Source organism: Mycetocola sp. CAN_C7 (assembly GCF_015752285.1).
Classification (GTDB): domain Bacteria; phylum Actinomycetota; class Actinomycetes; order Actinomycetales; family Microbacteriaceae; genus Mycetocola_A.
Genome location: NZ_JADOUY010000002.1, coordinates 194175 through 219146 on the forward strand (window position 1 = coordinate 194175; position 24972 = coordinate 219146).

Annotated in this window: 24 protein-coding genes and 1 tRNA gene; 7 read left to right on the plus strand and 18 right to left on the minus strand. The window is 65.8% G+C overall.

Annotated features, from left to right (window positions below):
• Nucleotides 1–591 precede the first annotated feature (591 nt).
• From IWX78_RS04580 to IWX78_RS04590, 3 genes are read right to left on the minus strand one after another with little or no spacing between them, the layout of a single operon-like run.
• Nucleotides 592–1002 (minus strand): VOC family protein, encoded by a 411-nt coding sequence (locus tag IWX78_RS04580; protein WP_196832282.1) that lies wholly within the window; start codon nucleotides 1000–1002, stop codon nucleotides 592–594.
• Nucleotides 1003–1007: 5 nt separating this feature from the next.
• Nucleotides 1008–1472, minus strand: a complete 465-nt coding sequence (locus tag IWX78_RS04585; protein ID WP_196832283.1) for a helix-turn-helix transcriptional regulator — start codon at nucleotides 1470–1472, stop codon at nucleotides 1008–1010.
• A gap of 50 nt (nucleotides 1473–1522) precedes the next feature.
• Nucleotides 1523–2284, minus strand: a complete 762-nt coding sequence (locus IWX78_RS04590) for an SDR family oxidoreductase (protein ID WP_196832284.1) — start codon at nucleotides 2282–2284, stop codon at nucleotides 1523–1525.
• Between the two features lie 149 nt (nucleotides 2285–2433).
• On the opposite strand from IWX78_RS04590, the gene IWX78_RS04595 reads away from it, so the two are divergent.
• The 4 genes from IWX78_RS04595 (at nucleotide 2434) to IWX78_RS04610 (ending at nucleotide 5149) form a co-directional block, all read left to right on the plus strand.
• A complete protein-coding gene (locus tag IWX78_RS04595) occupies nucleotides 2434–2904 on the plus strand; it encodes an NfeD family protein (RefSeq protein WP_196832285.1) in 471 nt (156 codons plus the stop codon).
• Complete coding sequence (locus tag IWX78_RS04600) at nucleotides 2901–3911, plus strand: SPFH domain-containing protein (protein WP_196832286.1); 1011 nt, start codon at nucleotides 2901–2903, stop codon at nucleotides 3909–3911. The genes IWX78_RS04595 and IWX78_RS04600 overlap by 4 nt, the downstream gene beginning before the upstream one ends.
• 3 nt (nucleotides 3912–3914) lie before the next feature.
• Nucleotides 3915–4700: a glycerophosphodiester phosphodiesterase family protein gene (locus tag IWX78_RS04605; protein ID WP_196832287.1), complete on the plus strand. Its 786-nt coding sequence runs from the start codon at nucleotides 3915–3917 to the stop codon at nucleotides 4698–4700.
• 83 nt (nucleotides 4701–4783) lie between these two features.
• Nucleotides 4784–5149, plus strand: a complete 366-nt coding sequence (locus IWX78_RS04610) for an RNA polymerase-binding protein RbpA (protein ID WP_196832288.1) — start codon at nucleotides 4784–4786, stop codon at nucleotides 5147–5149.
• A 6-nt stretch (nucleotides 5150–5155) separates the two neighbouring features.
• Here the strand turns inward: IWX78_RS04610 and lnt are convergent, their stop codons facing one another.
• The 9 genes from lnt to IWX78_RS04655 all read right to left on the minus strand — a co-directional run bounded on the left by lnt (nucleotide 5156) and on the right by IWX78_RS04655 (nucleotide 15099).
• Entirely contained in the window at nucleotides 5156–6706 is a 1551-nt protein-coding gene (gene lnt / locus IWX78_RS04615) for an apolipoprotein N-acyltransferase (RefSeq protein WP_196832289.1), read from the minus strand.
• Nucleotides 6707–6739: 33 nt separating this feature from the next.
• The gene (locus tag IWX78_RS04620) at nucleotides 6740–9160 is read right to left on the minus strand and encodes a DEAD/DEAH box helicase (RefSeq protein ID WP_196832290.1); all 2421 of its coding nucleotides are present in this window, start codon (nucleotides 9158–9160) and stop codon (nucleotides 6740–6742) included.
• A complete protein-coding gene (tatC, locus tag IWX78_RS04625; RefSeq protein ID WP_196832721.1) occupies nucleotides 9157–9906 on the minus strand; it encodes a twin-arginine translocase subunit TatC in 750 nt (249 codons plus the stop codon). The genes IWX78_RS04620 and tatC overlap by 4 nt, the downstream gene beginning before the upstream one ends.
• Before the next feature lie 44 nt (nucleotides 9907–9950).
• Nucleotides 9951–10241 (minus strand): twin-arginine translocase TatA/TatE family subunit, encoded by a 291-nt coding sequence (locus IWX78_RS04630; protein ID WP_442929206.1) that lies wholly within the window; start codon nucleotides 10239–10241, stop codon nucleotides 9951–9953.
• Between the two features lie 66 nt (nucleotides 10242–10307).
• Nucleotides 10308–11294: a helix-turn-helix transcriptional regulator gene (locus tag IWX78_RS04635; RefSeq protein ID WP_334684564.1), complete on the minus strand. Its 987-nt coding sequence runs from the start codon at nucleotides 11292–11294 to the stop codon at nucleotides 10308–10310.
• The gene (locus tag IWX78_RS04640; protein WP_196832291.1) at nucleotides 11287–12324 is read right to left on the minus strand and encodes a helix-turn-helix transcriptional regulator; all 1038 of its coding nucleotides are present in this window, start codon (nucleotides 12322–12324) and stop codon (nucleotides 11287–11289) included. Before IWX78_RS04640 ends, IWX78_RS04635 begins: the two co-directional genes overlap by 8 nt.
• A gap of 35 nt (nucleotides 12325–12359) precedes the next feature.
• Nucleotides 12360–13292, minus strand: coding sequence for an FKBP-type peptidyl-prolyl cis-trans isomerase (locus tag IWX78_RS04645; protein ID WP_196832292.1), 933 nt, complete (start codon nucleotides 13290–13292; stop codon nucleotides 12360–12362).
• A 53-nt stretch (nucleotides 13293–13345) separates the two neighbouring features.
• A complete protein-coding gene (locus IWX78_RS04650) occupies nucleotides 13346–14419 on the minus strand; it encodes a tRNA (adenine-N1)-methyltransferase (RefSeq protein ID WP_196832293.1) in 1074 nt (357 codons plus the stop codon).
• Nucleotides 14416–15099 carry an HAD family hydrolase gene (locus tag IWX78_RS04655; RefSeq protein ID WP_334684565.1) on the minus strand — a complete coding sequence of 228 codons (684 nt, stop codon included), beginning with the start codon at nucleotides 15097–15099 and terminating at the stop codon, nucleotides 14416–14418. The genes IWX78_RS04650 and IWX78_RS04655 overlap by 4 nt, the downstream gene beginning before the upstream one ends.
• An 89-nt stretch (nucleotides 15100–15188) precedes the next feature.
• Between IWX78_RS04655 and IWX78_RS04660 the strand changes: the two genes are divergently transcribed.
• Complete coding sequence (locus tag IWX78_RS04660) at nucleotides 15189–16097, plus strand: proteasome assembly chaperone family protein (RefSeq protein ID WP_442929207.1); 909 nt, start codon at nucleotides 15189–15191, stop codon at nucleotides 16095–16097.
• Between the two features lie 44 nt (nucleotides 16098–16141).
• Here IWX78_RS04660 and mshC read toward each other — a convergent pair whose 3' ends face one another.
• The 3 genes from mshC to IWX78_RS04675 are packed head-to-tail and all read right to left on the minus strand — an operon-like array spanning nucleotide 16142 to nucleotide 19641.
• A complete protein-coding gene (mshC, locus tag IWX78_RS04665; protein WP_196832295.1) occupies nucleotides 16142–17389 on the minus strand; it encodes a cysteine--1-D-myo-inosityl 2-amino-2-deoxy-alpha-D-glucopyranoside ligase in 1248 nt (415 codons plus the stop codon).
• Nucleotides 17390–17429: 40 nt separating this feature from the next.
• The gene (locus IWX78_RS04670; RefSeq protein ID WP_196832296.1) at nucleotides 17430–18284 is read right to left on the minus strand and encodes an undecaprenyl-diphosphate phosphatase; all 855 of its coding nucleotides are present in this window, start codon (nucleotides 18282–18284) and stop codon (nucleotides 17430–17432) included.
• Between the two features lie 28 nt (nucleotides 18285–18312).
• A complete protein-coding gene (locus IWX78_RS04675) occupies nucleotides 18313–19641 on the minus strand; it encodes a M20/M25/M40 family metallo-hydrolase (protein WP_196832297.1) in 1329 nt (442 codons plus the stop codon).
• Nucleotides 19642–19747: 106 nt separating this feature from the next.
• Here IWX78_RS04675 and IWX78_RS04680 point away from each other — a divergent pair.
• Nucleotides 19748–19831: transfer RNA gene (locus tag IWX78_RS04680), tRNA-Leu, on the plus strand.
• Between the two features lie 98 nt (nucleotides 19832–19929).
• On the opposite strand, the gene IWX78_RS04685 is transcribed toward IWX78_RS04680, so the two are convergent.
• Nucleotides 19930–21771, minus strand: a complete 1842-nt coding sequence (locus IWX78_RS04685; RefSeq protein WP_442929208.1) for a DEAD/DEAH box helicase — start codon at nucleotides 21769–21771, stop codon at nucleotides 19930–19932.
• A gap of 145 nt (nucleotides 21772–21916) precedes the next feature.
• Between IWX78_RS04685 and IWX78_RS04690 the strand changes: the two genes are divergently transcribed.
• Nucleotides 21917–22708, plus strand: a complete 792-nt coding sequence (locus IWX78_RS04690) for an SGNH/GDSL hydrolase family protein (protein WP_196832725.1) — start codon at nucleotides 21917–21919, stop codon at nucleotides 22706–22708.
• A gap of 63 nt (nucleotides 22709–22771) precedes the next feature.
• Here IWX78_RS04690 and IWX78_RS04695 read toward each other — a convergent pair whose 3' ends face one another.
• The gene (locus IWX78_RS04695) at nucleotides 22772–24004 is read right to left on the minus strand and encodes a D-alanyl-D-alanine carboxypeptidase family protein (RefSeq protein ID WP_196832299.1); all 1233 of its coding nucleotides are present in this window, start codon (nucleotides 24002–24004) and stop codon (nucleotides 22772–22774) included.
• A 53-nt stretch (nucleotides 24005–24057) separates the two neighbouring features.
• On the minus strand, nucleotides 24058–24891 hold the full coding sequence (locus IWX78_RS04700) for a TrmH family RNA methyltransferase (RefSeq protein WP_196832300.1): 834 nt from the start codon (nucleotides 24889–24891) through the stop codon (nucleotides 24058–24060).
• Nucleotides 24892–24972 lie beyond the last annotated feature (81 nt).

Sequence of the window (24972 nt, forward strand, 5' to 3'; positions counted from 1 at the left end):
GGAGCCGGCGCTCGATCTTGCCGGCATCGTGCGTCGGCGACGTGGTCGTCGGTGAGGCATGCTCGCGCGGGGGGAGAGAGTGGCAGGAAGCGCCGGAGCCGTGCTGGACCGCTGTGGCTTGGTCTGTGTCGCAGCGTGGCCGGCTCAGGGTCAGTCAGCGTGCTCGCACCGGGCGGTGACGTCGAGCCGGCGACCGAAGCGCGGTGAGCACGAACGGGACGACCACCGACGCGCGCTGTCGCGGGCGGGGAGGCCGCTCGGATCAGCTTGTTGACATAATGTGCATTATCGGCAATGAAATGACAGGGTTGAGAGCGGATGTCGCCCGACCGCGCGCCCCTTCCGGCCGCGATGAGCGAGTGTCACGCGGCGCGACAGTATCCGTCGGCGCGGTGCCCCCGGGGTCGACGAGTACGCGGTGAGCGAGCCTCGCGCCCCTGGTGGGTCAGTTGTCAGCGTGAGGCTTCAGGGTGTGGCCTCAGTGTGTGGCGAACTCGGCGGACGGCGATGATGCGCAGGTCGAGCGCCGACGAACCACTCTCCCGGCGTGGCGCCCGGCGGCACATTACTTGACATAATTTCGATCCCGTCTCAGCGGACCTCCTGGATGCGGATCTGATTGCCCGCAGGATCGCGCACGGCGCAGTCGCGCAGCCCGTATGGCTGGTCGATCGGTTCCTGAACGATCTCAGCGCCGCCGGCACGGAGCCGTTCGAAGGTGCCGTCGAGGTCGGCGGTGGCGAGGAGAACGCCGGCGTACGTTCCCTTTGCCATCATCTCGGTGATTGTTCGTCGTTCGTCGTCCGTGACGCCGGGATCGGCGACGGGTGGTTCGAGCACGATGGATGTGGCTGGCTGGCCGATCGGCCCGACGGTGATCCAGCGCATCCCCGCGTAGCCGACGTCGTTGCGCACTTCGAAACCGAGGACGTCCCGGTAGAAGGCGAGAGAGGCTTCCGGGTCGCTGTGCGGGAGGAAACTGGCTGAGATTGTGATGTCCATGCCGGTCAGACTAGATGCGGATCGACAACCGTCGCTTCTCGATTCCTGACCGGTCTCGTGACCTCCCGCGAGACGCATGACGGCATCCCGGCGGTGAAATGCCCCTCGGCAGCTTGTGCGGCGTTCCTCCGGTACACGCTCGGCGCGACTCCGACCAGCTCGGTGAATCGGGAACTGAAGCTGCCGAGCGATGAACAGCCCACAGCGAAACAGACGTCAGTGACGCTGAGATCGCCGCGCCGCAACAGTGCCATTGCTCGTTCGATGCGTCTCGTCATGAGATAGGCGTATGGCGATTCGCCGTAGGCGAGACGGAATTGCCGGCTGAGATGCCCGGCAGACATGTTCACACCCCGCGCGAGCGCGTGGACATCGAGAGGTCGTGCATACTCGCGATCCATCCGATCGCGCACCCGTCGCAGAAGCGCGAGATCGCGCAGTCGGTCGTCCGAGGTCGATCTGCTGGTCACGTGAGCGATGGTGCCACCTGGACGAACGGATGTCCAGCGGTCGCGGTCGCTTACCCCCCGAAGTCTGCAGTGTCGCCGACGTACCGGGTGTTCTCGGCGGGGACGGGCTCGACGGCGGCAGCAGCCACTTCTGCGGCGAACTCCCCCACGTTGTACAGCCGGCCGGCTGAGTCCTTCCGCGCGCTGATGGCTCCCGGATTGGCCCGTTCGAGAAGCGTGGCGGTGATGGTGCCCTCGATCATGTCGCCGGAGACGACGACGAAGTCGATCCCCTTCTCCGAGAGTGCGGGGATCCGTGACCGCAGTGCGTCCTCACCCGCGCGTTTCGACAACGCGACCGGTTCGTACTCGGGCATCGTCGGGGTGGTGCGGATGAAGTGCGCCTGGTGGCTGGTGACGAAAACCACGCGGGAACCGGCGCCGAGGAGCGGCAGTGCGGTCTCGAGCACGGAGACCTGCGCGTCACGGTTGAGCTGCATCGCATAGTCGGCAGCCATGCCGCTCTCCATACCGCCTGAGGCATTGAGTACGAGAACGTCGAGGTGGCCGTACTGTGCGGCGACGGTGTCGAACATGGACTGCACCGATGCGGGATCGGTGAGGTCGGCACCGACCGTGATCGCCGTTCCGCCCGCGGCGCGGATCTGGTCGGCGAGCTTCACTGCCCTGGCCTCCTTGTTGCGGAAGTTGATCACGACGTTCGCACCGGCCTCAGCGAAGTAACGCACGGTGTCAGCGCCGATTCCCCGAGACGATCCGGTGACGAGCACGTTCTTGCCGGCGAGAGAACCTGCGGCGAGGGGGTTGGACATGGTGAACTCCTTCAGGAACGAGGGCGGATGCGGCCTGACCGGCAATCCCAGCCTCCGAGACTACCAAGAACTCCCCGGCTCTCCCCGCCTGCCTGATAGATTCATGAGTAACACTGGCCCCACACGGCGGCGGCCGGAAGGGGCGTGACATGGACTGGGTCATTCAGTATTCATGGGTGATCTGGCTGGTCCTCATTCTGTTGTTCATCACGATCGAGATGCTCAGCCTCGAGTTCACCTTCCTCATGCTGGCCATCGGCAGCTCGATCGGACTCCTGTCCGGGCTCCTGGGCGTGCCCTGGTGGGGTCAGCTCATCATCGGCGCTGCGGCCTCCGTGTTGCTTCTCCTCCTCGTTCGCCCCTCCCTTCTCCGAGCGCTCCGCAAGGGTGAGGACCCGACGAAGAGCAACATCGATGCGCTCCTCGGGGCCAGGGGGCTCGTCGTGCAGACCGTCTCAGGGCACGGCGGCCAGGTGAAACTCGCGAACGGTGAGCTGTGGACGGCCATGGTGGCCGTCGACTCCCCCGCAACCAGCCTCGAACCGGGTACCGCAGTCCGCGTGCTCGCCATCGACGGTGCGACCGCAGTGGTCGCACCCCAGGAGAGGAACCCGTCATGACCACCTCAGATCTCATCGGAACCACGATCGCCTGGATCGTCGGCATCGTCGTCGTCGTCTTCATCCTCGTGGTGCTTTTCCGAGCCATCCGTATCATCCCGCAGGCGTCCGCAGGCGTGGTCGAACGCCTCGGCCGCTATCACAAGACACTGCAACCGGGACTGAACCTCCTCGTCCCCTTCGTCGACAGGCTCCGGCCGCTGATCGACATGCGCGAGCAGGTCGTCTCGTTCCCGCCCCAGCCGGTGATCACCGAAGACAACCTCGTCGTCTCCATCGACACGGTCGTCTACTTCCAAGTGACGGATGCCCGCGCGGCGACCTACGAGATCGCCAACTATCTCGGGGCAGTCGAACAGCTCACCACGACGACGCTCCGTAACGTCGTCGGTGGCCTCAACCTGGAGGAGGCGCTGACGAGCCGCGACAACATCAACGGTCAGCTCAGGGTCGTCCTCGACGAAGCCACGGGCAAGTGGGGAATCCGGGTCGGCAGGGTCGAGCTCAAGGCGATCGATCCGCCCCTGTCGATTCAGGATTCGATGGAGAAGCAGATGCGCGCCGAACGTGACCGCCGCGCCCTCATCCTCACGGCAGAGGGAACCAAACAGTCAGCGATCCTCACCGCGGAGGGTGCAAGGCAGGCGGCGATCCTCAGCGCCGAGGGTGACGCGAAGGCGGCCGTCCTCCGTGCCCAGGGTGAAGCCGAAGCCATCACCACCGTGTTCGATGCGATCCACCGCGGAGACCCCGACCCGAAGCTTCTCGCGTACCAGTACCTGCAGACGCTGCCGAAACTGGCAGACGGAACAGCGAACAAGTTGTGGATCATCCCATCCGAACTCACCGAAGCGCTCAAGGGCCTGGGGAAGGCGTTCGTCCCCGGCAAGGGAGACGACGCACCCCACTCCCCCGCCCCCGATGTTCCGTCGAGCATCTTCCCGCCGGCTTCGACCGTTGCGCCCGGCGCTCCCCCCGCACCTCCCGCGCAGCCGACCTCCGAGTAGGACGTGAGTACGGAACGCGCGGCCCCCGGATACTTCGATCTCCGTGGGCCGCGCGTCTTCGCCCACCGAGGGCTGGCTCTCACGGTGCCGGAGAACACGATCGCCGCGTTCCAGGCTGCGGTGGACGTCGGCGCCCGCTACATCGAAACAGATGTCCACGCGACGGCAGACGGTGTGGCGGTTCTCGTCCACGATCCGGAGATCGTCGTCGACGGGGTCACGCATCGGGTTCGCGACCTCACCCTGAGCCAGCTGCGACAGCTGGATCTCGGATCGGGACACCGGGTGCCGACGCTGGCCGGCGCCCTTGTGACGTTCCCGGACATCCGATTCAACATCGACGTGAAGTCCGAGCAGGCGGCAGGGCCGGCTGCACGCGCGATCCGGGCGGAAGGCGCGACGGGTCGGGTGCTTCTCACCTCGTTCGATGAGGCGCGTCGCACACGCGCGACGGCCGGCCTCCCGGGTGTCGCGTCATCAGCCTCGTCCGAACGGTTCTCCCGCGCATTCGTCGGAGCCCGTATCGGTTCGGTTTTCGTCGTGCGGTCGGCACTCGGATCGATCGCGACCGTCCAGATCCCCGAACGCCATCGCAGGCTGCGGCTGGTCACCCGTCGCACGGTGCGCACCTTTCACCGCGCGGGCGTCGAGGTGCATGTCTGGACAGTCAACTCCCCTGCAGACATGACCAGGCTTCTCGAGCTCGGCGTCGACGGGCTCATCACCGACCGGGCCGATCTCGCCCTGCCGATCGTCGCTGAGTACACCGCATCCTCCGCTGGACGCTAGCTGGGAGAAACCGCGGGACGGCGGAGCCATTGCCCAGCTTGGGGGTCTATAACTGGACACAGCGAGCGAGAGGGGACCATAAAATGGCAGATCGTAGTTTGCGCGGAATGCGCCTCGGCGCCCAGAGCCTACAAAGCGAAGAGGGCGTCGTCTTTTCAGACCGGGCACGGTCGGTGTACCTGTGCCCCACCTGCAGTCACGAAAGTGCGTTGATGTTTGCGGCAGATGCCGAAGCACCAGACACCTGGGAATGCCGTCATTGTGGAGCTGAAGCCGTCCTCATGGTCGGTTCAGAGCCCGTGACCATCGACCGGTCGGACCAGAAGCAGGCACGCACCCACTGGGACATGCTTCTCGAACGTCGCAGCCGCGACGAGCTCGAGGAACTGCTCGAGGAACGCCTGACGTTCCTGCGGACGCGACGCGGCCAGCACAAGGTCGGCGCGTAAGCCAGGTCACACGATTCGGGCGTCGGCGTTCTGCCGGCGCCCGTTTTTCGTGCGCAGAAGCAGGGCGACGGCGAGTGCCAGCAGGCCGAAGTATGAGACGAACGACTCGATGTGACCACCGAGAACCATGGCGGGCGTCTTCTCGCTGACGAGTGGAACGTCGTAGACCATGTGGCCGGGCTCGTAGGCGGGAATCTCGGTGAGGGTCGCACCGTCGGGTCCGATGATCTGGCTGGTGCCGACCGTCGACACGTTGACGATGCTCCGCGAGGCTTCGATTGCTCGGAGCCGCGCGATGGCGAGCTGTTGCTGGTTCTCGTCTGTACGGCCGAAGTCGGCGTTGTTGGTCTGCGCGATGATCACCTGCGCGCCCCGGTCGACCGCTTCCCTGGTGAGAGCGTCGTCGACGATGTCGAAGCAGATCGACATCCCGGCGATCACGCCGTTGACGTCGAAGATGTTGTCGCGTGTGCCCGGCGTGTACTCCCGCCCGACCAGTCCGATCAGGTCGGGGGCGAACGGCTCCCAGAACGCGCGGTCTGGCACGTACTCGCCGAACGGCACCGGGTGTCTTTTGTCGTAGTAGTCGACGGCTCCCTCTCCGGATTTCCACAGCAGGGAGGTGTTGAAGTACCGGCCTTCGCGCTCCTGGATGGTGCCGACGAGGATCGGAGCCCCGGTCTGCGCGCCGAGATAGTCGAGAACGGATGCCGCCTGCGGCACAGTCACCGGGTCAAGGTCTGAGCCGTTCTCGGGCCAGACGATCATGTCGACAGGAGTGCCGATGAGCGGCAGGGTCGCCGAGGCCTGCGCCGAGAGGATGTCGCCCGGCTCGCGTTCGTCGAAGTAGCCGGCCTTGCCGTTGCCTTGCACAGCGGCGATCGTCGAGGTGTCGCGTTCCATCACCGGCCAGGCCGGCAGCGCGAGGAGCAGCGCGGTGGCGGCGGCGGGTGCCAGCAGCCGGATGGACCAGGTGGAGACCTCGGGTTCGCGGAGGAACTGGACCAAGAACGTGACCAGCCAGACGAGAACGAAGCTCAGGCCGCTGATCCCGATCCACGCCACGAGCGGTGCGAACGGACTCTCTGACTGGCTCAGTGCGACCCGGCCCCAGGCGAATCCGCCGTACGGCCAGGTGCTGACGAGCGCCTCGCGCGCTGTCCAGAGGCCGGCGACGACCAAAGGGAGCAGACCGACCCGGCCGAGAGCGCTCGGCCAGAGCCGCGGAATCCAACGGAAAGCGAGCATGATGAGCAGCGCGCCGATGGCGAAGAAGATCGATTCGAGGATCGACAGTGCCAGCCAGGGCACATCCCCGAGATACAGCGTGATCCAGGAGATGTGCACGAGATAGAACGAGACCCCTGCGGTGAACCCGGTGAGCAGGGCGCCGGCGATGCTCCGGCCGATGAGGGTGAGAACGATGAGCCCGACACCGAGCAGGGCGAGGGGCCAGATTCCCTTGTCCGGGAACCCGGCGTCCAGGACGGGGCCAGAGGCGGCTGCGACCAGAACGGCAGCGAGCAGCGGGAGGGGCGGGCGTTCCGGGGCAGTCACCCCCCAAGCCTAGATTGCCTCGGCTGTGCAATCTCACACAGCGCTGTACGCGACGATCCCCCGACGTATTGCTTCGAGCGCTTTGCGTGCATTGCGGCCGACTCCGCCGTCGGCGACGACGGAGAGCTGGTCGAGCAGATCGATGGTCTGTTTCGTCCAGCGAACGAAGTCGCCCGCAGCCATGTCTGCCTCAGTCAGCACGACGTTGAGGCTCGCCCCCCGCGCCCATTTGTGCATGGCGACGCAGAGACCGGTGGCGAGGGGCTCGCTGCCGGGCAGCCTGTTGTCCTGTTCGGTGTCGTCGAGTCGCGCCCAGAGCTCCTGCGTCTTGTCGAGGGCGACGCGGAATGCCCCCCTGGGCAGGAAGCGGTCGGCGATCATGCCTTCGTCCCGTCGAGGTTCGAAGACGATGCAGCAGGCCATCGCGGCGAGACTGGCCGGATCGAGGTCGTTCCACACACCGCGCTGCAGCGCTTCGGCGACGAGGAGATCACGCTCTCCGTAGATGCGCTTGAGCGTGCGTCCTGCCGCACTCAGCTGGACCTGGCCGTTGTCGCCGGTGAGCAGGTACTCGTATTCGAGAAGAACGTCGGTGACCCGGTCGAAGATCTTCGCGACGGCGCCGGTGCGCGTGGAGATCTGCCTGCTGAGCTGGTCGGTCTGGCGTTTGAGGGTGAACCAGCGTTCCGCCCACCGAGCGTGCTGCTCCCGGTCGGAACAGCCATGGCAGGGGTGAGCACGCATCCGTTTGCGGAGCGAGACGAGTTGACGCTGACGACGGTCGTTCTGCGACCGCGAGGAGTGCTCGGGGCGAGCGCTCTTGCGTTCCAGGTCGGTCAGCTCGCGGCGGATTCCGGCGTACTCAGCGAAATCGCCGAGATGACAGGTCATCGCTTCCCGGTATTTTTCGAGCGACCCCTCCTGCTCGCGCACCTTCCGCGCCATCCCGACGACGGCACGGTCGGCCTGGAACTGCGCGAAAGACGATTCGAGGATCTCGCGGGTGCGTTCACGACCGAACTGATCGATGAGGTTCACCGCCATGTTGTACGTCGGCTTGAAACTCGAGTTCAGCGGGTAGCTGCGGCGAGAGGCCAGCGAGGCGACGGACTGTGGGTGCAGGCCCTCCTGCCAGGCGATGACCGCGTGGCCCTCGACGTCGATCCCGCGGCGGCCGGCCCGGCCGGTGAGCTGGGTGTACTCCCCCGGAGTGATCGGCACGCGGGCCTCGCCGTTGAACTTCTCGAGTTTCTCGAGAACGACCGTCCTCGCCGGCATGTTGATGCCGAGTGCCAGGGTTTCGGTCGCGAAGACGGCCTTGACCAGTTTGCGCCGGAACAACTCCTCGACCACTTCCTTGAACGCGGGAAGCATGCCGGCGTGGTGAGCGGCGATCCCCCGCTCGAGGCCGTCGAGCCATTCCCAGTAGCCGAGAACGCCGAGGTCCTCGTCCTGCAGTGCCGAACAGCGTTCCTCGACGATCTCTCTGATCTCGTCGCGCTCATGAGCTTCGGTGAGCCGGATGCCGGAGCGCAGGACTTGCGCGACGGCCTGATCACAACCCACCCGGCTGAAGATGAAGAAGATGGCTGGGAGGAGATGGTGTTCGTGGAGCAGGTCGACGACCTGACCGCGATCGACCCGCTGCTGGGTTCGCTGGCCGCGTTTGGCGTTGTACCTGCTGACATCCTTGTGCTGATTCGAACTGGAACGTCCGCCGAACTGGGCCATCCTGACGAGTTCAGGGTTCACCGAGTGGGTCTCGGCGAGACTCGGCGCCGCGAACAGGTCGATCAGCTTTCCACCCAGAAGAACGTGCTGGTCGAGCGGAACCGGGCGTTCCTCCGACACGATGACCTCGGTGTGCCCGCGGACCGCCTGCAGCCAGTCACCGAACTCCTCGGCGTTCGACACGGTGGCGCTCAGCGACACCATCCTGACCTCCTGAGGGAGATGGATGATGACTTCCTCCCAGACAGCACCGCGGAAGCGGTCGGCCAGGTAGTGCACCTCGTCCATGACGACATAGGCCAGGTCGGTGAGCAGATCGGAGTCGGCGTACAGCATGTTGCGGAGGACCTCGGTCGTCATCACGACGATCCTGGCCCTGGCGTTGATGTTCGTGTCTCCGGTGAGCAGTCCGACCGATTCGGCACCGTACTCGGCGACGAGCTCGTTGAACTTCTGATTGCTCAGGGCCTTCATCGGAGCGGTGTAGAACACTTTCGCCCGGTTGCGCTGCATCGCGGCGTAGATCGCGAACTCGGCGATGATCGTCTTGCCCGCTCCGGTGGGGGCTGCGACGAGAACGCTGTTGCCGGCCTCGACGCTCGCGCAGGCCTCGAGCTGGAAGGCGTCGAGGTCGAATCGCTGTTTGGCGTGGAAGGCGTCGAGGAGGGGGGTCTTGCGCTGGGCTGCCGCATATCGCTCTGCGGGGGAAAGGTCGACGGTCACACCGCCAATTCTGCATCGAAAGCGAGCTGGCGCTTGGCGGCACGTCGGTCGTGCAGGTAAGCGACGCCGTATGCGGCGAAGTAGAGCAGCACCATTGGGATGGCAAGGATGAACATCGAGATGACGTCGGCCGCCGGAGTGGCCACGGCGCAGAACAGCGCGATGACGAGAACGGCGACCCGCCAGGACTTGATGATGGTGTGCGCGCTCAGGACCCCGACGAAGTTGAGCAGGACGAGGAACACCGGGACGACGAACGCGATCCCGACCGCGAGAACGAGCTTGAGGACGAAGTCGAAGTAGATTCCAGCGTTGAAGAAGTTCGAGGCATCCGCCGGGGTGAAGCCGACCATCAGTTCGACGATGTGCGGCATGACGAACCAGCCGGCGGCGCAGCCGGCGAGGAACAGCGGCACGGCGCTGAACAGGAAGCCCAGTGCGTAGCCGATTTCCTTGCGGGTGAGTCCTGGCACGAGGAACGCCCAGATTTGGAAGAGCCAGATCGGGCTGGAGGCCACGATTCCGATGGTGAACGCGACCTTCATACGCAGGTCGAACGCCCCGGTGACGTTGTCGAAGTTGAGAAGTGCCTGACCCCTGCCCTCGGCGATCTCGGTGATCGGAGTGGCCATGGCGCTGATGGCGAAATCGGAGACGAGGAAGCCGCCGATCATGGCGACGACGATTCCGATGGCACTGATGAACAGGCGCTTGCGCAGTTCGACCAGGTGTTCACCCAGCGACATCTTGCCGTCAGCGGACCTGCCCTGTCTGATCCGGGCCACGAAACCTACGGTTTCGTCTGGGACCCGGGAGCGCCGTTCGCCGGATTTGCGATGGTCGGCTGCTCAGCAGGTGCAGTAGTGGTGGTGTTGGCCGGGGGAACGACCGGAGCCGCGGCGGGGCCGTCTGTCGTCTCGGTCTTGTCGTTCTTGTCGGTCTTGATCTCCGCCTTGAAGATCTTCATCGACTGGCCGACGCTCTTCGCGAGGCCGGGAAGCTTCGGAGCACCGAACAGCAGAAGTACCAGGAACACGATGACAAGAAGGTGCCATCCCGTGAGGTTGCCGAAGATTCCCATTGTTGTGTCCTTTGATCCTGTCGTCAGTCGGTTCAGTTTACCGCGCGGCACTGGATGTCGCGTGCGTCACTGCGCGTCGATCTCCCCAGCGTATCGGTCGAGAGCCGCTTGCGCCCAGTCCGCAACGCTCGAGCGCGCCGTGTCCGGACCGATCACTGTGACGACGCCGGACAGCCCGGCGATGAGTCGCTTGAGTCCGTGATGGTGGGCAACGTGCAGAGTCACGCGGCACCGCCCGTTGCGCCCGGAGACCGGAGGGTCGGTCGTGACATAGTCGGCGATCATTCCGATGGCGTCCTCGGGCAGTTCGACGACGACCGTGAGATCGGTATCCGAGCTTTCGAAGAGGCTGTCGGGGACGGCGATCTCGCCCGCTCGATGGCTGATCGGTTCCTGAGTGGCGACAAGACCGCTCATCCGGTCGAGTCGGAACGTCCTCACGGCCTGGCGGACGTGATCCCAGCCGCGAAGATACCAGTCCTGGTCGAGCGACTGGATGCGAAGCGGATCCACCGTTCGTTTCTCGGCGCCTCCGCGCGAGTTGAGGTAGTCGAATTCGATCCGATGGCCGGCGGCCACCGAATCGCGGATGCGGGCCAGGGTGCTGTCGACCTCGCTCGATCCGACGGCGACCTCGCTCGGCCTCCCGCTCGACCCTGCGGCGAGTTTGGACATCAGTGACCCCAGGACGTCACGGTCGGCCTGCTCGGGTAATGACGACAGGTACTGGAGGCCGGCGATGAGGGCTGCTGCCTCCCTCGCGGAGAAACGGGGCGAGTCGTCGATCGCGACGAGATGGGTGATCACGATCTCGTCGCTGTCTTCGAAGAGGTCCCAGTCGATGTCGAACAGGTCCTCGTGCTGGTAGGAACTCGTCTCCCCCGGCACGCCGGAGACAGCGATGAGCCTCACCGACTCCCGGATCTGCTCGTCATCCACACCGAAGTGCTTCGCCGCATCCGCGACGGAAACGTGTCCGTGGTCCATGAGGTACGGCACGAGCGCGAGCAGGAAGGCCAGTTTGTCACGGGCGTGCAGAGGAGCCTTAGCCACGGGTCGCCCTCGAATCGGGTGAGTTCGAACCGCCACGGTGCGCGCGGACGGTTTTCACGTGACGGGCAATCACCGCGTCGATGAGTCGCCGCGGGAACTCGACGACGACCTCGGGGCCGAATGTGGCGAGCTCATCGGCCAGCACGTCGACGTCGGTGTAGTGCAGTTCGAGAGTGGCGCCCGACTCCGCAGATGCCCTTTTGGCCAGCCGCGTCGAGGCATCCGTTCCCGGTTCGACCCGGATGACGGCCACCTGGGACGCCCACAGGGTGTCGAGGTCGGTGAGGGAACGTTCGGCGTGCCCGCCACCGTCTGGTCGAGCCCAGGTACGTTTCACCGGTACGACGGGGCCGACGATGCGGGAGAGAAGGAAGGTCCGGCCGGCGTCGACAGTGAGGTCATGCGCCGAGAGGTGCCAGCGCCCGTGGTGCTGCACGAGAGCCAGGGGGGCGACAGTGCGCGTCCTGGCGCGGGATTCCCCCGGCTTGAGGTACGGGAATTCCACGACGCTCTGATGGTCGAGCGCCTGCCGCAGGGGCTCGAACGAACTCTCCCTGATCCGCACACGCGGCGCGTACCCGATCACGGGTTCATCCGACTCGATGCCGAGAGAACGCAGCTTCAGGATGGCGCGGTGGGATTCGTCCGAGAGTGAGCCCTGACGCCACACCGTCGCAGCCAGGGAGAGCATGGCGATCTCCGCTGGCGAGAAGGTGATTTCCTTCGGCAGATCGTATTCACCCTTGGGGATGCGGTAACGCGTCAGCTGATTGTTGCCGGGATCCCCGGCGGACTCGACGGTTTCGAGTGGGATACCGAGTTCGCGGATGTCGTCTTTGTCACGTTCGAACTGCCGTTCGAGGCTCGCGTTCGGACCCGACATCGAGTAACGCTGTCGGTAGCCCTGCACGGTCGACAGGATCTCGGATTTCGTCAGGCCCTGTTCGGTGGCGAGCAGGGCGAGCACCAGGCTGAACAGGCGCTCCTCGACGGCCACGCGCCCGGCTGGTGCCTCGGTGGGTTCCGGCACTCGGTGCTCCTCCTTGCGACGCGACGGTGGGACGGTCAGTTCATCGTCCCCAGGATGTCGACGACGAAGACGAGAGTCGCGTCAGCCGGAACGGCCCCGCTTCCCTGCTCACCGTAGCCGAGCTCCGGCGGGATGACCACGAGGACCTGCGAGCCGACCTGCTGGCCGACCAGGGCCGTCGCGAGGCCGGGGATGATGCCGTCGGCGCTGAACACCGTCGGTACACCCTTCTCCCACGACGAGTCGAAGATGGTCTGCTCGGACCAGAGCACACCGGTGTAGTGGACGACCATCGATCCGGTCTTCGTGACCTTCTCGCCGTCGCCGTCCTTGAGCACGGCGACCTTGAGATCGGCAGGCGGGTCGGACTTCGGGATGGTGAGTCCCGGCGTTCCATCGGCGGCAGTGACGACCGACGGGAAGCCGGACTCGACGATCGGCCGATCGGCTCCGTTCGCCTTCGCGAGGAACGCGTCAGTGATGTCGGCGACCATGACCACGGTGTCGTCTTCGCTGATACCGGCTGCGGCGCCGTCTGCACCGAAACCGTCGGCCGACGGGATGGCGACGGCGATCCGTGACCCGACGCTCGCGCAGTGCAGCGCGTCTGCCATGCCAGGAAGAAGCTGTGAAGGCAGGTACACGCCCGGCTCACCGTATGGAGCCTGCTCGATCGGGTCACCCGTCGTGCCGTTGTACAGCGCGAAGCTCATCTGCACGAGCTGGTCGCCCGAGATCACAGGACCGTCACCGTCGATGATCGTCGACCGCTCGGTCTCGGATGCCTTGAGCGGGGTCGGCATATCGACGTCAGGGGCAGACCCGAAGTCGCCGGATACTCCGATGAGCTTCGAGGCAGTGCCGTCCGTGGTGGTCGGCTCACAGGCATCCGCCCCGCCCGGCGCGCAGCCGGTGAGGGCGACGGCCAGCAGGCCGGCGGACAGGAGCAGTGCTGGTGCCTTGCGCACGGGATCTCTCTTCGATGCTTGGGGATCGGATGCGACAGGGTCGCGTGGCTATTTTAGTCGGACGACGGCTGGTCGGTTGCCTCAGCGTCGTTCTCCGCCGCTGGCGCGTCGCCGAACGAGCGGGAACGGCTGAGCTGCGCCGAGTTGTTGACGGTGCGCACGCGCTTGCGGAGAATCTTCGCGCTCACGTTGCGTTCCCCGAGCGCTCCGGGTGTCCACAATTCGACGTCGTCATCGCTGAAGTCGGATTTGCTCGGGCGACGCTTCAACTCAGGAAGAACGGCCCCGTCTGCCAGCTTCCTGGCGGTGATGAGGAAACCGGTGTGACCGATCATGCGATGATCCGGTCGCACGGCGAGACCCTCGACGTGCCACCCGCGCACGATGGTCTCGTTCGAATCGGGGTTCGTGAACTTGCCGGTCCCCCTGATCGCTTCGGCGACCCGAGACAGCTGAGTCACGGTTGCCACATAACAGAGCAGCACGCCGCCTGGTTTCATGGCTGTGGCACACTCGTCGATGCATTCCCACGGTGCGAGCATGTCGAGAACGACCCGGTCGACCGACTCGGGCGAGGTTACGTGCGGAAGTGCCTCGGTGAGGTCGCCGACCGAGACTCGCCAGTTCTCCGGGTCGTAACCGAAGAAGGTGGCCACGTTTCCCCGCGCCACATCGGCGAACTCCTCACGACGTTCGAACGACTCCAGCCGACCGGTCGGACCGATCGCGCGCAGAATCCACAGCGAAAGCGCGCCTGAGCCAACTCCCGCTTCCACGACCGTCGCGCCGGGGAAGATGTCGGCCTGGCCGATGATCTGGGCGGCATCCTTCGGATAGATGATCGCCGCGCCGCGTGGCATCGACATCACGAAGTCGACGAGCAGGGGCCGAAGCGCGAGGTATTCGATACCGTCAGTCGTGGTGATGACAGACCCGTCAGGCAGGCCGATGATGCTGTCGTGCCCCACGATGCCGCGATGGGTGTGGAACTCCTTGCCGTGCTCGAGGGTGATCGTGTTGCGCTTGCCCTTCGGCCCGGTGAGCTGCACCCGGTCACCGACCCGGAACGGGCCGGAATTCTGCGGGCGCTCGTCCAGCGTGCGCTCGATGTCGGTCGGTTCGGTCATCGTGACGTTCCTTCGTTGCTGCGGGCGGCGACGAGGGCCGCCAGGTCTGTGCTGGTGCGGCCGGCGAGGGTCGGCCAGATCGTGTGCGTCGGGGCGGCGGCGATGCTGACCGCGTGAGGGACGGCCACGGAGATCGCGCCGGAGGCGACGGCGGATGCCAGTCCGGCGCGGGAATCCTCGATGGCGACGCACTCGGTGATCGAGACGCCGAGGAGTTCGGCGGCACGCAGGTACGGCTGTGGGTGGGGCTTGGGGTGCTCGACCTCGTCTCCGGTGACGAGCAGGTCGAATCCATCGAATCCGAGGTTTCCGACGACCTGTTCGGCCATCGACCGCACAGACATCGTCACGAGCGCGGTCTTCACACCGAGGTTGCGCAGCTCCTCGAGGAGTTCGCGAGCACCGGGTCGGAACGGGATGCCGTCGCGGGCCAGCCGGTCCTGCACCCGGGAGGTGAGGTGGGCGACGATGTCGTCCTCAGCCATCGCGACGCCATGCGACTGCAGCACACGCGCTGACTCCCACAGCCCCGACCCGACCAGGGTCATGGCGTCCTCATAGGTCCAGGTGGAGCCGAAGGATTCGACGAGGTCCGTCTCCGAAGAGATCCAATACGGTTCGGTATCGACGAGAGTGCCGTCCATATCCCAGAGGACGGCGGCGGGAAGCTGTGTAGTCACGGGTTTCAATGCTACCGGTTGGCGGACTGCGCCTATTCTTGGAAGAACCCCGCGCGAGTGCGCGGACGAATCCACGGAATGGGGAGCTCTTGCTGAAGGGTCGACTGCTTGTTGTCGCATTCGAGGGCTGGAACGATGCCGGGGAGGCGGCCACCGGCGCCGTCCGTGTGCTTCAGGAACAACTCGATGTGGCTCCCCTGCTCGAACTCGACCCCGAGCTGTACTACGACTATCAGTTCAACCGGCCGGTGATCGGGCTCGATGATGAGTCCAGGCGCCGGCTGACCTGGCCGACGGCGACGCTCTACGGACCGTCGACACCGTCCGCTCCTGTCGAACCGCTCGCCGACGATGCCGAGCTCAGCGTCTCCGGCGATAACGGCGGCAACGTCTACCTCCTGCTCGGTGTTGAGCCGTCACGCAGCTGGAAGGCGTTCACGGCTGAGGTCATCGACGCGGCGCTGACCGCAGACATCTCCGCCGTCGTCTTTCTCGGCGCCATGCTCGCGGACGTCCCGCACACACGCCCGATCTCGATCTTCACCTCCAGCGAGAATGACGAGGTCAGGGCCGAGCTGCAGATCGAGCGCAGCATCTACGAGGGTCCGGTGGGAATCCTCACGGTCCTCGCCGAAGCCGCGGAGGACGCGGGCATTCCCACTCTTGCCATCTGGGCATCCGTTCCGCATTACGTGCACAACGCTCCCTCTCCGAAAGCCGTGCTGGCCCTGATCGACAAGCTCGAAGAGATCGTCGACGTCGTCATCCCGCGCGGTGACCTGGTCGAGGATGCCGGCGAATGGGAGCAGGGAATCGACGCGCTGGCAGGCGAAGACGACGACATGGCGGCGTACATCCAACAGTTGGAGCAGGCGAGAGACACTGTCGAGTCTCCTGAAGCCAGCGGTGAGGCGATCGCCAAGGAGTTCGAGCGCTACCTTAGACGGTCGACTGACGGTAAAGGCGACGGCAGGAACGAACCGCCCGGACCGCGCTGATCAGCTCTTCCGGGCAGCGGTCCTGGCCAGCGGTCCTGGCCAGCTCAGAGTTCGATGCCGAGGAGGGCGTGAACCGCGCGCCCGAGAAGTGCAGGGTCGTCGACCCCTGAGGCGACGGCCGCGTCGACGACAGCGAGTGCGGCCGGTGTGTTGAGGTCGATCCGCAGCGCTTCACGCAGAGCGGCGACGGCGCCGTCTGCCGATCCGGAACCCGGTGCGGCGTTCGCTGACAGTCGATCGGTCCAGAGCGCGAGACGGTCCTGTGCCGTTCCGAGCGCGGCATCCGTCCACTCCCAGTCCGAGCGGTAGTGGTGGGCGAGCAGGGTGAGCCTGATGGCCCGCGCATCGACTCCTGACGCGGTGAGCTTCGACACGAGGACGAGGTTACCGAGCGACTTCGACATCTTCTCGCCCTGGTAGGCGACCATTCCAGTGTGGCTGTACACCCGCGCGAGCGGATGCCCGCTCAGGGCCGCAGCGTGCCCCGCGCTCATCTCGTGGTGAGGGAAGATGAGGTCCGAACCGCCGCCCTGCACAGTGAAATCGCGCCCGAGTTCTTTCAGGGCGATGACAGAGCATTCGATGTGCCAGCCGGGGCGACCGGCGCCGACCACGGACTCCCACGACGGTTCGCCGTCGCGAGCCGCGCGCCAGAGCAGCGGATCGAGGGTACTGCGTTTGCCTTCCCGGTCGGGGTCTCCCCCGCGTTCCCGGAAGAAACGATCCATGGTGGCCGCGTCGAGGTGGCTGATGTCACCGAGCTCCCACGGGCTCATACCCGCGGCAGCGGCGTTGTCGAAGTAGATGTCAGATCCTGCCCTGCTGTCAGGTGTGGGGACCTCGTAGGCCGCTCCGGACGCGAGGAGCCGACGTACGGCTTCGGCGATCCCGTCGAGGACCTCGGTGACGGCGACGTAGTCTTCCGGCGGCAGGATGCTCAGTGCCTCCATGTCGCCGCGGAACAGCTCGACCTGGCTGGCGGCGAGCTCACGCCAGTCGACGCCAGTGGCAGCTGCGCGTTCGAGAAGCGGATCGTCGATGTCTGTGACGTTCTGAGCGAAATGCACGTCGAGGCCGGCATCCAGCCAGACCCTCTGCACCGTGTCGTAGGCGAGGTAGGTCGCCGCGTGTCCCATGTGGGTGGCGTCGTATGGGGTGATGCCGCACACGTAGATGCGCGCCGTATCGCCGGTGTGCGCTTCCACGAGCCCAGCCGTCGCCGTGTCATAGAGGCACGGTGCTGCCGAGAACCCGGGAAGCGTGGGAATCTCGGGTCTCTTCCATGCCTTCACCTTCCCAGCCTAAACCGGCGAGGACGGTGCAGATGACCGCCTACGCTGCGAGGACTCCGCTGCCGAGGAGGACGAAGAGCACGAGGCCGAGCACGATCCGGTAGATCACGAACGGAAGGAAGCTGCGCTTCGAGATGTAGCTCATGAAGAACTTGATCACGACGAGAGCGACGGCGAATGCCACGACTGTGGCGACGACGGTCTCAAGCGGTCCGTAGACCTCAGGGGTGCAGTTGGTCGCCCCATCGGTGCAGGGGACGGCGATGGATTTGTAGACCTGGTAGAAACCGCTACCGAGCACGGCAGGAATGGCGAGCAGGAAAGCGTAGCGAGCGGCCGCTGCGCGTTCGTAGCCGAGGAACAGCCCCGCCGTGATCGTTCCGCCGGAGCGGGAGACCCCCGGGATGAGCGCGAGCGCCTGGGCGAATCCGAAGATGATGCCGTCGCGGTAGCCGAGGTTCTCGAGCTTGAGGTTCTTGCGGCCGATCCAGTCGGCGAGCCCGAGCAGCAGGCCGAATCCGATCAGCATGGATGCGGTGAACCAGAGGGATCGGAAGGTCGTCTCGATCTGGTCCTGGAACAGCAGGCCGAGAACGACGATCGGGATCGACCCGAGAATGATCAGCCAGCCCATCCGGGCGTCAGGGTCGTTTCGAGGGATCGTGCCGCGAAGCGACCGGAACCACGCTCCGATGATCCTGACGATGTCGTTCCAGAACAGGATGATGACGGCGAGCTCGGTGCCGATCTGCGTGATCGCTGTGAATCGGGCACCCGGGTCCTCGCCCGTGCCGAGGAACTCGCCCACGATGCGGAGATGAGCGCTCGACGAGACGGGGAGGAATTCGGTGAGGCCCTGTACGAGGCCGAGGATGATCGCGTTGAGAAGGTCCACGGGTGACGACGTTCCTGCCCTTGAAGAGTTAGTAGCTGCGGAGGAGGTCCGTGAGGACCTGCCTGCCAAAGACTAATGCGTCGAGGGGAACGCGTTCGTCAACACCGTGGAACATGGCGGGAAAGTCGAGGTCTTCCGGCAGGCGCAGGGGTGCGAACCCGTACCCGGTGATACCGAGAAGCGACAGTGCCTTGTTGTCGGTCCCGGCGGGCAGCAGGTACGGCAGCACCTCAGCGCCCGGGTCATGGTCGGCGAGGGTGCGGCAGATGGCGTCGATGAGCGGGCCAGAGAACTCGTTCTCCAGGCCGACGTCGCGGTGGAGCACCTCGATCTCGATGTCCGGGCCGATGAGTTCCTGCACTGAGGCCAGCACGGCATCCTCCTCGCCGGGGAGAGAACGGATGTCGACGAGAGCTTCTGCCCGATCGGGGACGACGTTGTGCTTGTATCCGGCAGTCAGGACGGTGGGATTCGTCGTCGTGCGAAGTGATGCCTGGATGAAACCGGATGCCGTGCCGGTCGCAAGGGCGAGCTCGTCCGGACCAAGCGCCTGCGGTTCGACTCCGAGGATGCGGGCCACCTCGTCGAGGAGAGCAGTGGTCGTCGCCGTGAGCCTGATCGGCCAGTCCTGGCGGCCAACGGCAGCAACGGCCTCGGCGAGCCTGGTGACGGCGTTCTCGCGGACGACGCGGGAGCCGTGGGCGGCAGGCCCGGTCGCGATGAGTTTCACCCAGAGCAGGGCCTTCTCGCCGGTTTGGACGAGGTAGGCCCGTTTGCCGTCGATCGAGATCGAATATCCGCCCACTTCGCTGATCGCCTCGGTTGCTCCTGCGAAGAGTTCGGGGTGGTTCTCGACGAGGTAGTGCGATCCGTAGACGCCGCCGTTCTCCTCATCGGCGAAGAAGGCCAGGATGAGGTCGCGGGCGGGCTTTTCTCCCGCAAGCAGGATGTCGGCGACGGCCGTGAGGATCATCGCGTCCATGTTCTTCATGTCGACCGCACCGCGACCCCACAGCATCCCGTCTCGGATCTCGCCGCCGAAGGGGTCCACGCTCCAGTTGGCGGCGTCGGCGGGAACCACGTCGAGGTGCCCGTGCACGACGAGTGCGCCCCGACTGCTGTCGCGGCCGGCGACCCTGGCGACGACACTCGTGCGACCCGGTTCAGAGTCGAAGAGCTGCGGCTCCAGCCCGAGCGTCCGGAGGTATTCGGCCACATATTCGGCGGCAGCGGTCTCACCGTTCGAGCGGCCCTCGCCGTAGTTCGTCGTGTCGATCCGGATGAGGTCGCGGGCGACGCGGACGGTCTCATCGAGGGTCGCGTCGGTATCGGTCGGGGTCGCGTCTGCTGAAAGCATGGGTCCAACGCTACCTCCCCGTGGTTTCGCAGCGGTGCAAAACGGGGTCCGAAAATCGTGCTAAAGTCTTACCTCGGCAGCAGAAATACCGGCTGCTGGAACACATGCGCGGGTGGCGGAAATGGCAGACGCGCTAGCTTGAGGTGCTAGTGCCCTTACGGGCGTGGGGGTTCAAGTCCCCCTTCGCGCACACTGTGTTGAGACAGTAGAAAAGCCGGACCAGGAATGGTCCGGCTTTTCGCTGTTAAACCCGTTCAACCGCCGGGCTCCCGTCCAATTCAGGCGTGGTCAGCGTTTTCCGCTCATCCGTTTCCGCAGCCATTCGATCCTCGACTGCAGCTGGGTCACACTCGCCTGCTGCACAGCCGGCCCCCCGCACATCCGGCGGAGCTCAGCGTGGACGAGACCGTGCGGCTCCCCCGTGGTCTTCGCGTACAGCCCGACGAGGCTGTTGAGCAGGCTGCGCTGTTCCTTGAGGGTTCGGTAGAGGGGTGGGGGCACGTCCGCTGAGGGGTCGGGGGCCGGCTGAGGTTTCGTCGACGACCGTTTCGCCTGCCTCGCCTGACGCTGGGTGAGAAGCTCGTGTACCTGGTCGGGTTCGAGCAGGCCAGGAAGTCCGATGAAATCGAGTTCCTCGTCGGTGCCAGGCTCGGCGTACTGACCGAACTCCGCACCGTCATAGACCACACGGTCGAACGTCGCAGATGACGACATCGCTTCGTACGCGAACTCGGCCGTGAGCGAATCGGAAGCCGTCGAATCGCGATTGGCCTCGGCCATCATCGCGTCCTCGGGGTTCCACATGTCCCCCTCGGCATCCCCGTCCGTCCTGCGGTCGAGAGCGTGGTCCCGCTCGAGTTCGAGCTGTGCGGCCAGTGCCATCAGGTTCGGCACGTTCGGAAGGAAGACGGAGGCGGTCTCGCCGCGCCGGCGAGCACGCACGAAGCGGCCGATCGCCTGAGCGAAGAACAACGGTGTCGATGCACTTGTCGCATACACACCGACGGCCAGCCGGGGGACGTCGACGCCCTCACTCACCATCCTGACGGCGACCATCCAGCGACTGTCGCTCGCCGAGAAGGCATCGATCCTGTCGCTGGATTCCTTCTCGTCAGACAGGACGACGGTGGGGCTCTCCCCGGTGATGTCCTTGAGGATGGCGGCGTACGCGCGGGCAGCGGTCTGGTCGGTGGCGATGACGAGTCCACCGGCATCCGGGATGCCGTGACGCACCTCGCTGAGCCGTCGATCGGCCGCCTGCAGCACCTGCGGGATCCACTCGCCGTTCGGGTCGAGCGCCGTCCGCCAGGCCTGCGAGGTGATGTCCTTCGTGTTGCCCTCACCGAGCCGCGCCTCCATCTCGTCGCCGGCCTTCGTCTTCCAGCGCATGTGACCGGCATAGACCATGAACATGACGGGGCGAACGACGCCGTCGGCGAGGGCGCGACCGTAGCCGTAGGTGTAGTCGCTGAGCGAGGTCCTGATGCCCTGCTTGTCTGGCAGGTACGACACGAACGGGATCGGTGCGGTGTCTGAGCGGAACGGCGTCCCTGTCAGCGACAGCCGGCGGGTCGCCGATTCAAACGCTTCACGGATCGCATCTCCCCAGCTGAGCGCGTCACCGCCGTGGTGGACCTCGTCGAGGATCACGAGCGTCTTCGAGGACTCCGTGATGTCGCGGTGGAGGGCGGCCCTGACGGCGACCTGGGCATAGGTGACGACGACGCCGTGATAGTGGCGGCCATACCGTCCGGCCGCGTTCGTGAACGTCGGATCGAGGCGGATGCCCGCACGGTGTGCGGCATCCGCCCACTGCTTCTTGAGGTGCTCGGTCGGCGCGACGACGGTGATGCGGTCGACGGTGCGGCGGGCCAGGAGCTCGGCGGCGAGCCTCAGTGCGAAAGTCGTCTTCCCTGCGCCAGGAGTAGCGGCTGCGAGAAAATCGCGGGGTTCGGTCGTGAAGTACGAGTCGATCGCTTCTTCCTGCCATGCCCGCAGTTTGGAGACGGTTCCCCACGCGGCTCGCTCCGGGAATGCGGGCGACAGGTGCTCGGCTGCAGAGGTTCCGATTCGGGGGCCGGATGCGGCATCCACGCTCGCCTGCTCCCCCGAAAAAATCTCTGTGCTCACTTGACGGTAATCTACCCGAGGTACGGGAGAGAGGGAAAACGACGGGGTGCCTTGGCGTGGCGGGCGGGGGTAGGCTCGCTCGGATGGGAGGACATCAGTGAACGACATCCAGAATGCCGGCATCGACAGTTTCGGCGACGACGTGGTGCTGCAGGCGCGGCCCCACCCGTGGTCACGCTTCGTGGCGATCGGTGACTCGTTCACCGAGGGGATCGGCGATCCCGAGCCGAGCCTCCCTGACGGTCACCGGGGCTGGGCCGACCGGGTCGCTGAGGTGCTCGCGCAGGGTGTCGACGGCTTCGCCTACGCCAACCTCGCCGTGCGCGGTCGGCTCATCGCGCAGATCGTGAACGAACAGGTGGATGCCGCGCTCGATCTGAAGCCGGACCTCATCTCCATCTCGGCCGGCGGCAACGACGTCATCAGGCCGGGAACGGACCCGGATGTGACGGCAGCGAGGATGGACGATGCCATCGCGCGTCTGAGGCGGGATCGGGCGACGATCGTGATGTTCACCGGGGTCGACGTCGGATTCTCCCCCGTCTTCCGTGGCATCCGAGGCAAAGTAGCCATTTACAACGAGAATCTGCGCGCCATCGCGGCGAAGCATGACTGCATCGTCGCCGATCTCTGGTCACTTTCGGCGGTGCAGGACTCCCGCATGTGGTCGCCTGACCGACTGCATCTCAACCCGCTCGGCCACCACACCGTCGCCAGGATGGTTCTCGACGCCCTCGCCGTTGACAACGACCTCGAGCCGCTCAAACCGGAGCCGGTGCCAGCGTCGACCTGGCGGCAGGCTCGCGCGTCGGACATCGTCTGGGCACGTGAATACCTGGTGCCGTGGGTGGTCAGGCGAATCCGCCACCAGTCCTCAGGCGACTTCATCACAGCCAAGCGGCCCCTCGCCGAGCGCTACACCCGCAGTGAACCGTGAGTACTGTGCGGCAAGACCGGTTCGGTACGTTCTGCTCGGTACGCTCACTCAGTTTCGAGCGACTCAGCGGAACGGGTTCGCGAGCTTCCAGCCGGGATCCGCTCCCGCGAACTCGCCGTCGAGCACAAGGGGAATCACGATGGACTCGCCGTCATGCTCGAACGTGACGGAGCCCACCGCGCGTCCGTCCCCGCCGGACTCGATCGCGGATGCCGTCGGAGTCACGGTCACCGGCGCATCCTGCCAGACCAGGACGCTGGCCGGCTCGGCCGCGACGATGTCTGCCGTCGCTCCCCACTGAGCGGTGTACCTTCCGAACCGGTCACCGGCGGCGGCGAGCTGCACCTCATGGAATCCGGCGGTGGCGCTAGCGAGGAGTGCGGTGACCGCCTCATTCAGCCGGAGGTGGTTCGGCGCACCGAGGATCACGCCCACCAGGGTCACCGTCGTGTCGCCGATCGTGGCCTCGGCCGCGAAGAGCAGGCACGCTCCTGCCACGGTGGTGGTTCCGGTCTTCAACCCGATCACCCCGTTGCTTCCGAGGAGCTTGTTGGTGTTCTTCACCTCACCGATGACGGGCAGAACCGCTGACTGCTCCTGAACGACCTCAGACAGAACCGGGTGGGCGAGGACGAGCTTGCCGATCGCCACCAGGTCGGCGGGGGTGGAACGGCTGTCACTGTCGAGACCGCTGGAGTCCGCAAGCGACGTGCCAGCGAGATCGTGCGCGACGAGCCAGGCCGTCGCTCGGTCGAGGAATGCGGGAACCGAGCCGAAGGCCCAATTCGCCAGCGTGATGCTGTAATTGTTCGCGGACGGAAGCATCATCGCCTCGAGCAGTTGCCGCTGGGTGAACACCGACCCGGCGACGACGGGAGCCGCTGAGCCGCCCTCGGCGATCACTTCGGAGTAGATCCGGGCGTCGTCGTTGGTCAGAGTGAGTTCGGGCCCGCTCTCCCCGGCCTTGAGCGGCATCTCGTCGAGAACGACGAGTGCCGTCACCGTCTTGGTGATGCTCGCCATCGGGGTGGACTCCTGAGCGCCATGGCTGTCGAGGAGGCCGTCGGTGCCCACAACGCCGATCGCCCCTGAGCCGAAACCCGGCCAGGTGAGAGCCGTGGCCGGCTGGGTGAGGGGCTCCATGCTTTCCAGCTGGGCCGCTGCCGCGGGAACCGGGCGAAGGAGGGCGATCGAGGTGTAGCCGAGAACGAGGAGCACGACGGTGATGAGGCCGAAAACCGTCACCCGCCTGCGTCGGTACATCCGCTGTCGATCGGAACGGCGGGAATCTGACACCGGATCATCCTAACCGGGACCACCACCGCCACCGGCCGATCGCGACGGCGCGTTCAAGGACGGGAGGTGTGCTCCAGGACGCGGCGATCGCGGACGGCCCACAGCGCGACGGCGCTCGCGGACGCCACGTTGAGCGAATCGACGCCGTGCAGCATCGGGATGGTGACGAGGGAGTCGGCCGCGTCGAGGGCGGCAGTCGACAGGCCATCACCCTCGGCACCGAGGGTGAGTGCGATTCGTGCCGGCGGGTTCGCCGAGAACTCGTCGAGCGATATCGCCCGGTCGTCGAGGGCGAGTGCGGCCACGTGGAAACCAGCGGCCCCGAGGAGGCGTCGCGCCTCCGGCCATTCCGGCATCCGGGTCCACGGAACCTGGAGCACGGTGCCCATGCTGACCCGCACGCTGCGACGGTACAACGGGTCGGCGCAGCGCGGGGTGATCAGGACGGCGTCAGCACCGAGCCCCGCAACTGACCTGAAGATCGCCCCGACGTTCGTGTGGTCGACGATGTCTTCGAGGATCACGATGCGGGTCGCGTGTTCCAGCAGATCGACCATCGCCGGCAGTTCGGGTCGCTGCATGGCAGCGAGGGCTCCGCGGTGCATGTGGTATCCGGTGAGCGACTCGAGGACAGCGGACGAACCCACGTACACCGGAACATCGGGGAACTTCTCGAGCAGCGGAGCGACATCCGGCAGCCACTGCTCCTGCAGCAGCACCGAACGCGGGGCGTGGCCGGCGGCTAACGCGCGAGCGATCACCTTGTGGGATTCGGCGATGTACAGTCCCCCGGCCGGCTCTGAGACCCGTCGGAGGGCGACGTCGGTGAGTCGCGCGTAGTCGGAGAGGCCGTCGACCCCGAGGTCGGTGATGGGGACGATCTGCACGAGATTCCTTCGGCTGGGGTGGCGTAGTCTCTGAGGAACGACCGGGCGACGGATGCTGAAACAATTCCGACACGACGGTTG

Coding starts and splice junctions, on each gene's coding strand:
- tatC (WP_196832721.1), bottom strand. CDS start 9,906: ATGTCGCTGGGTGAACACCTGGTCGAACTGCGCAAGCGCCTGTTCATC.
- IWX78_RS04580 (WP_196832282.1), bottom strand. CDS start 1,002: ATGGACATCACAATCTCAGCCAGTTTCCTCCCGCACAGCGACCCGGAA.
- IWX78_RS04590 (WP_196832284.1), bottom strand. CDS start 2,284: ATGTCCAACCCCCTCGCCGCAGGTTCTCTCGCCGGCAAGAACGTGCTC.
- IWX78_RS04595 (WP_196832285.1), top strand. CDS start 2,434: ATGGACTGGGTCATTCAGTATTCATGGGTGATCTGGCTGGTCCTCATT.
- IWX78_RS04630 (WP_442929206.1), bottom strand. CDS start 10,241: ATGGGAATCTTCGGCAACCTCACGGGATGGCACCTTCTTGTCATCGTG.
- IWX78_RS04610 (WP_196832288.1), top strand. CDS start 4,784: ATGGCAGATCGTAGTTTGCGCGGAATGCGCCTCGGCGCCCAGAGCCTA.
- IWX78_RS04600 (WP_196832286.1), top strand. CDS start 2,901: ATGACCACCTCAGATCTCATCGGAACCACGATCGCCTGGATCGTCGGC.
- IWX78_RS04675 (WP_196832297.1), bottom strand. CDS start 19,641: ATGCTTTCAGCAGACGCGACCCCGACCGATACCGACGCGACCCTCGAT.
- IWX78_RS04650 (WP_196832293.1), bottom strand. CDS start 14,419: ATGACCGAACCGACCGACATCGAGCGCACGCTGGACGAGCGCCCGCAG.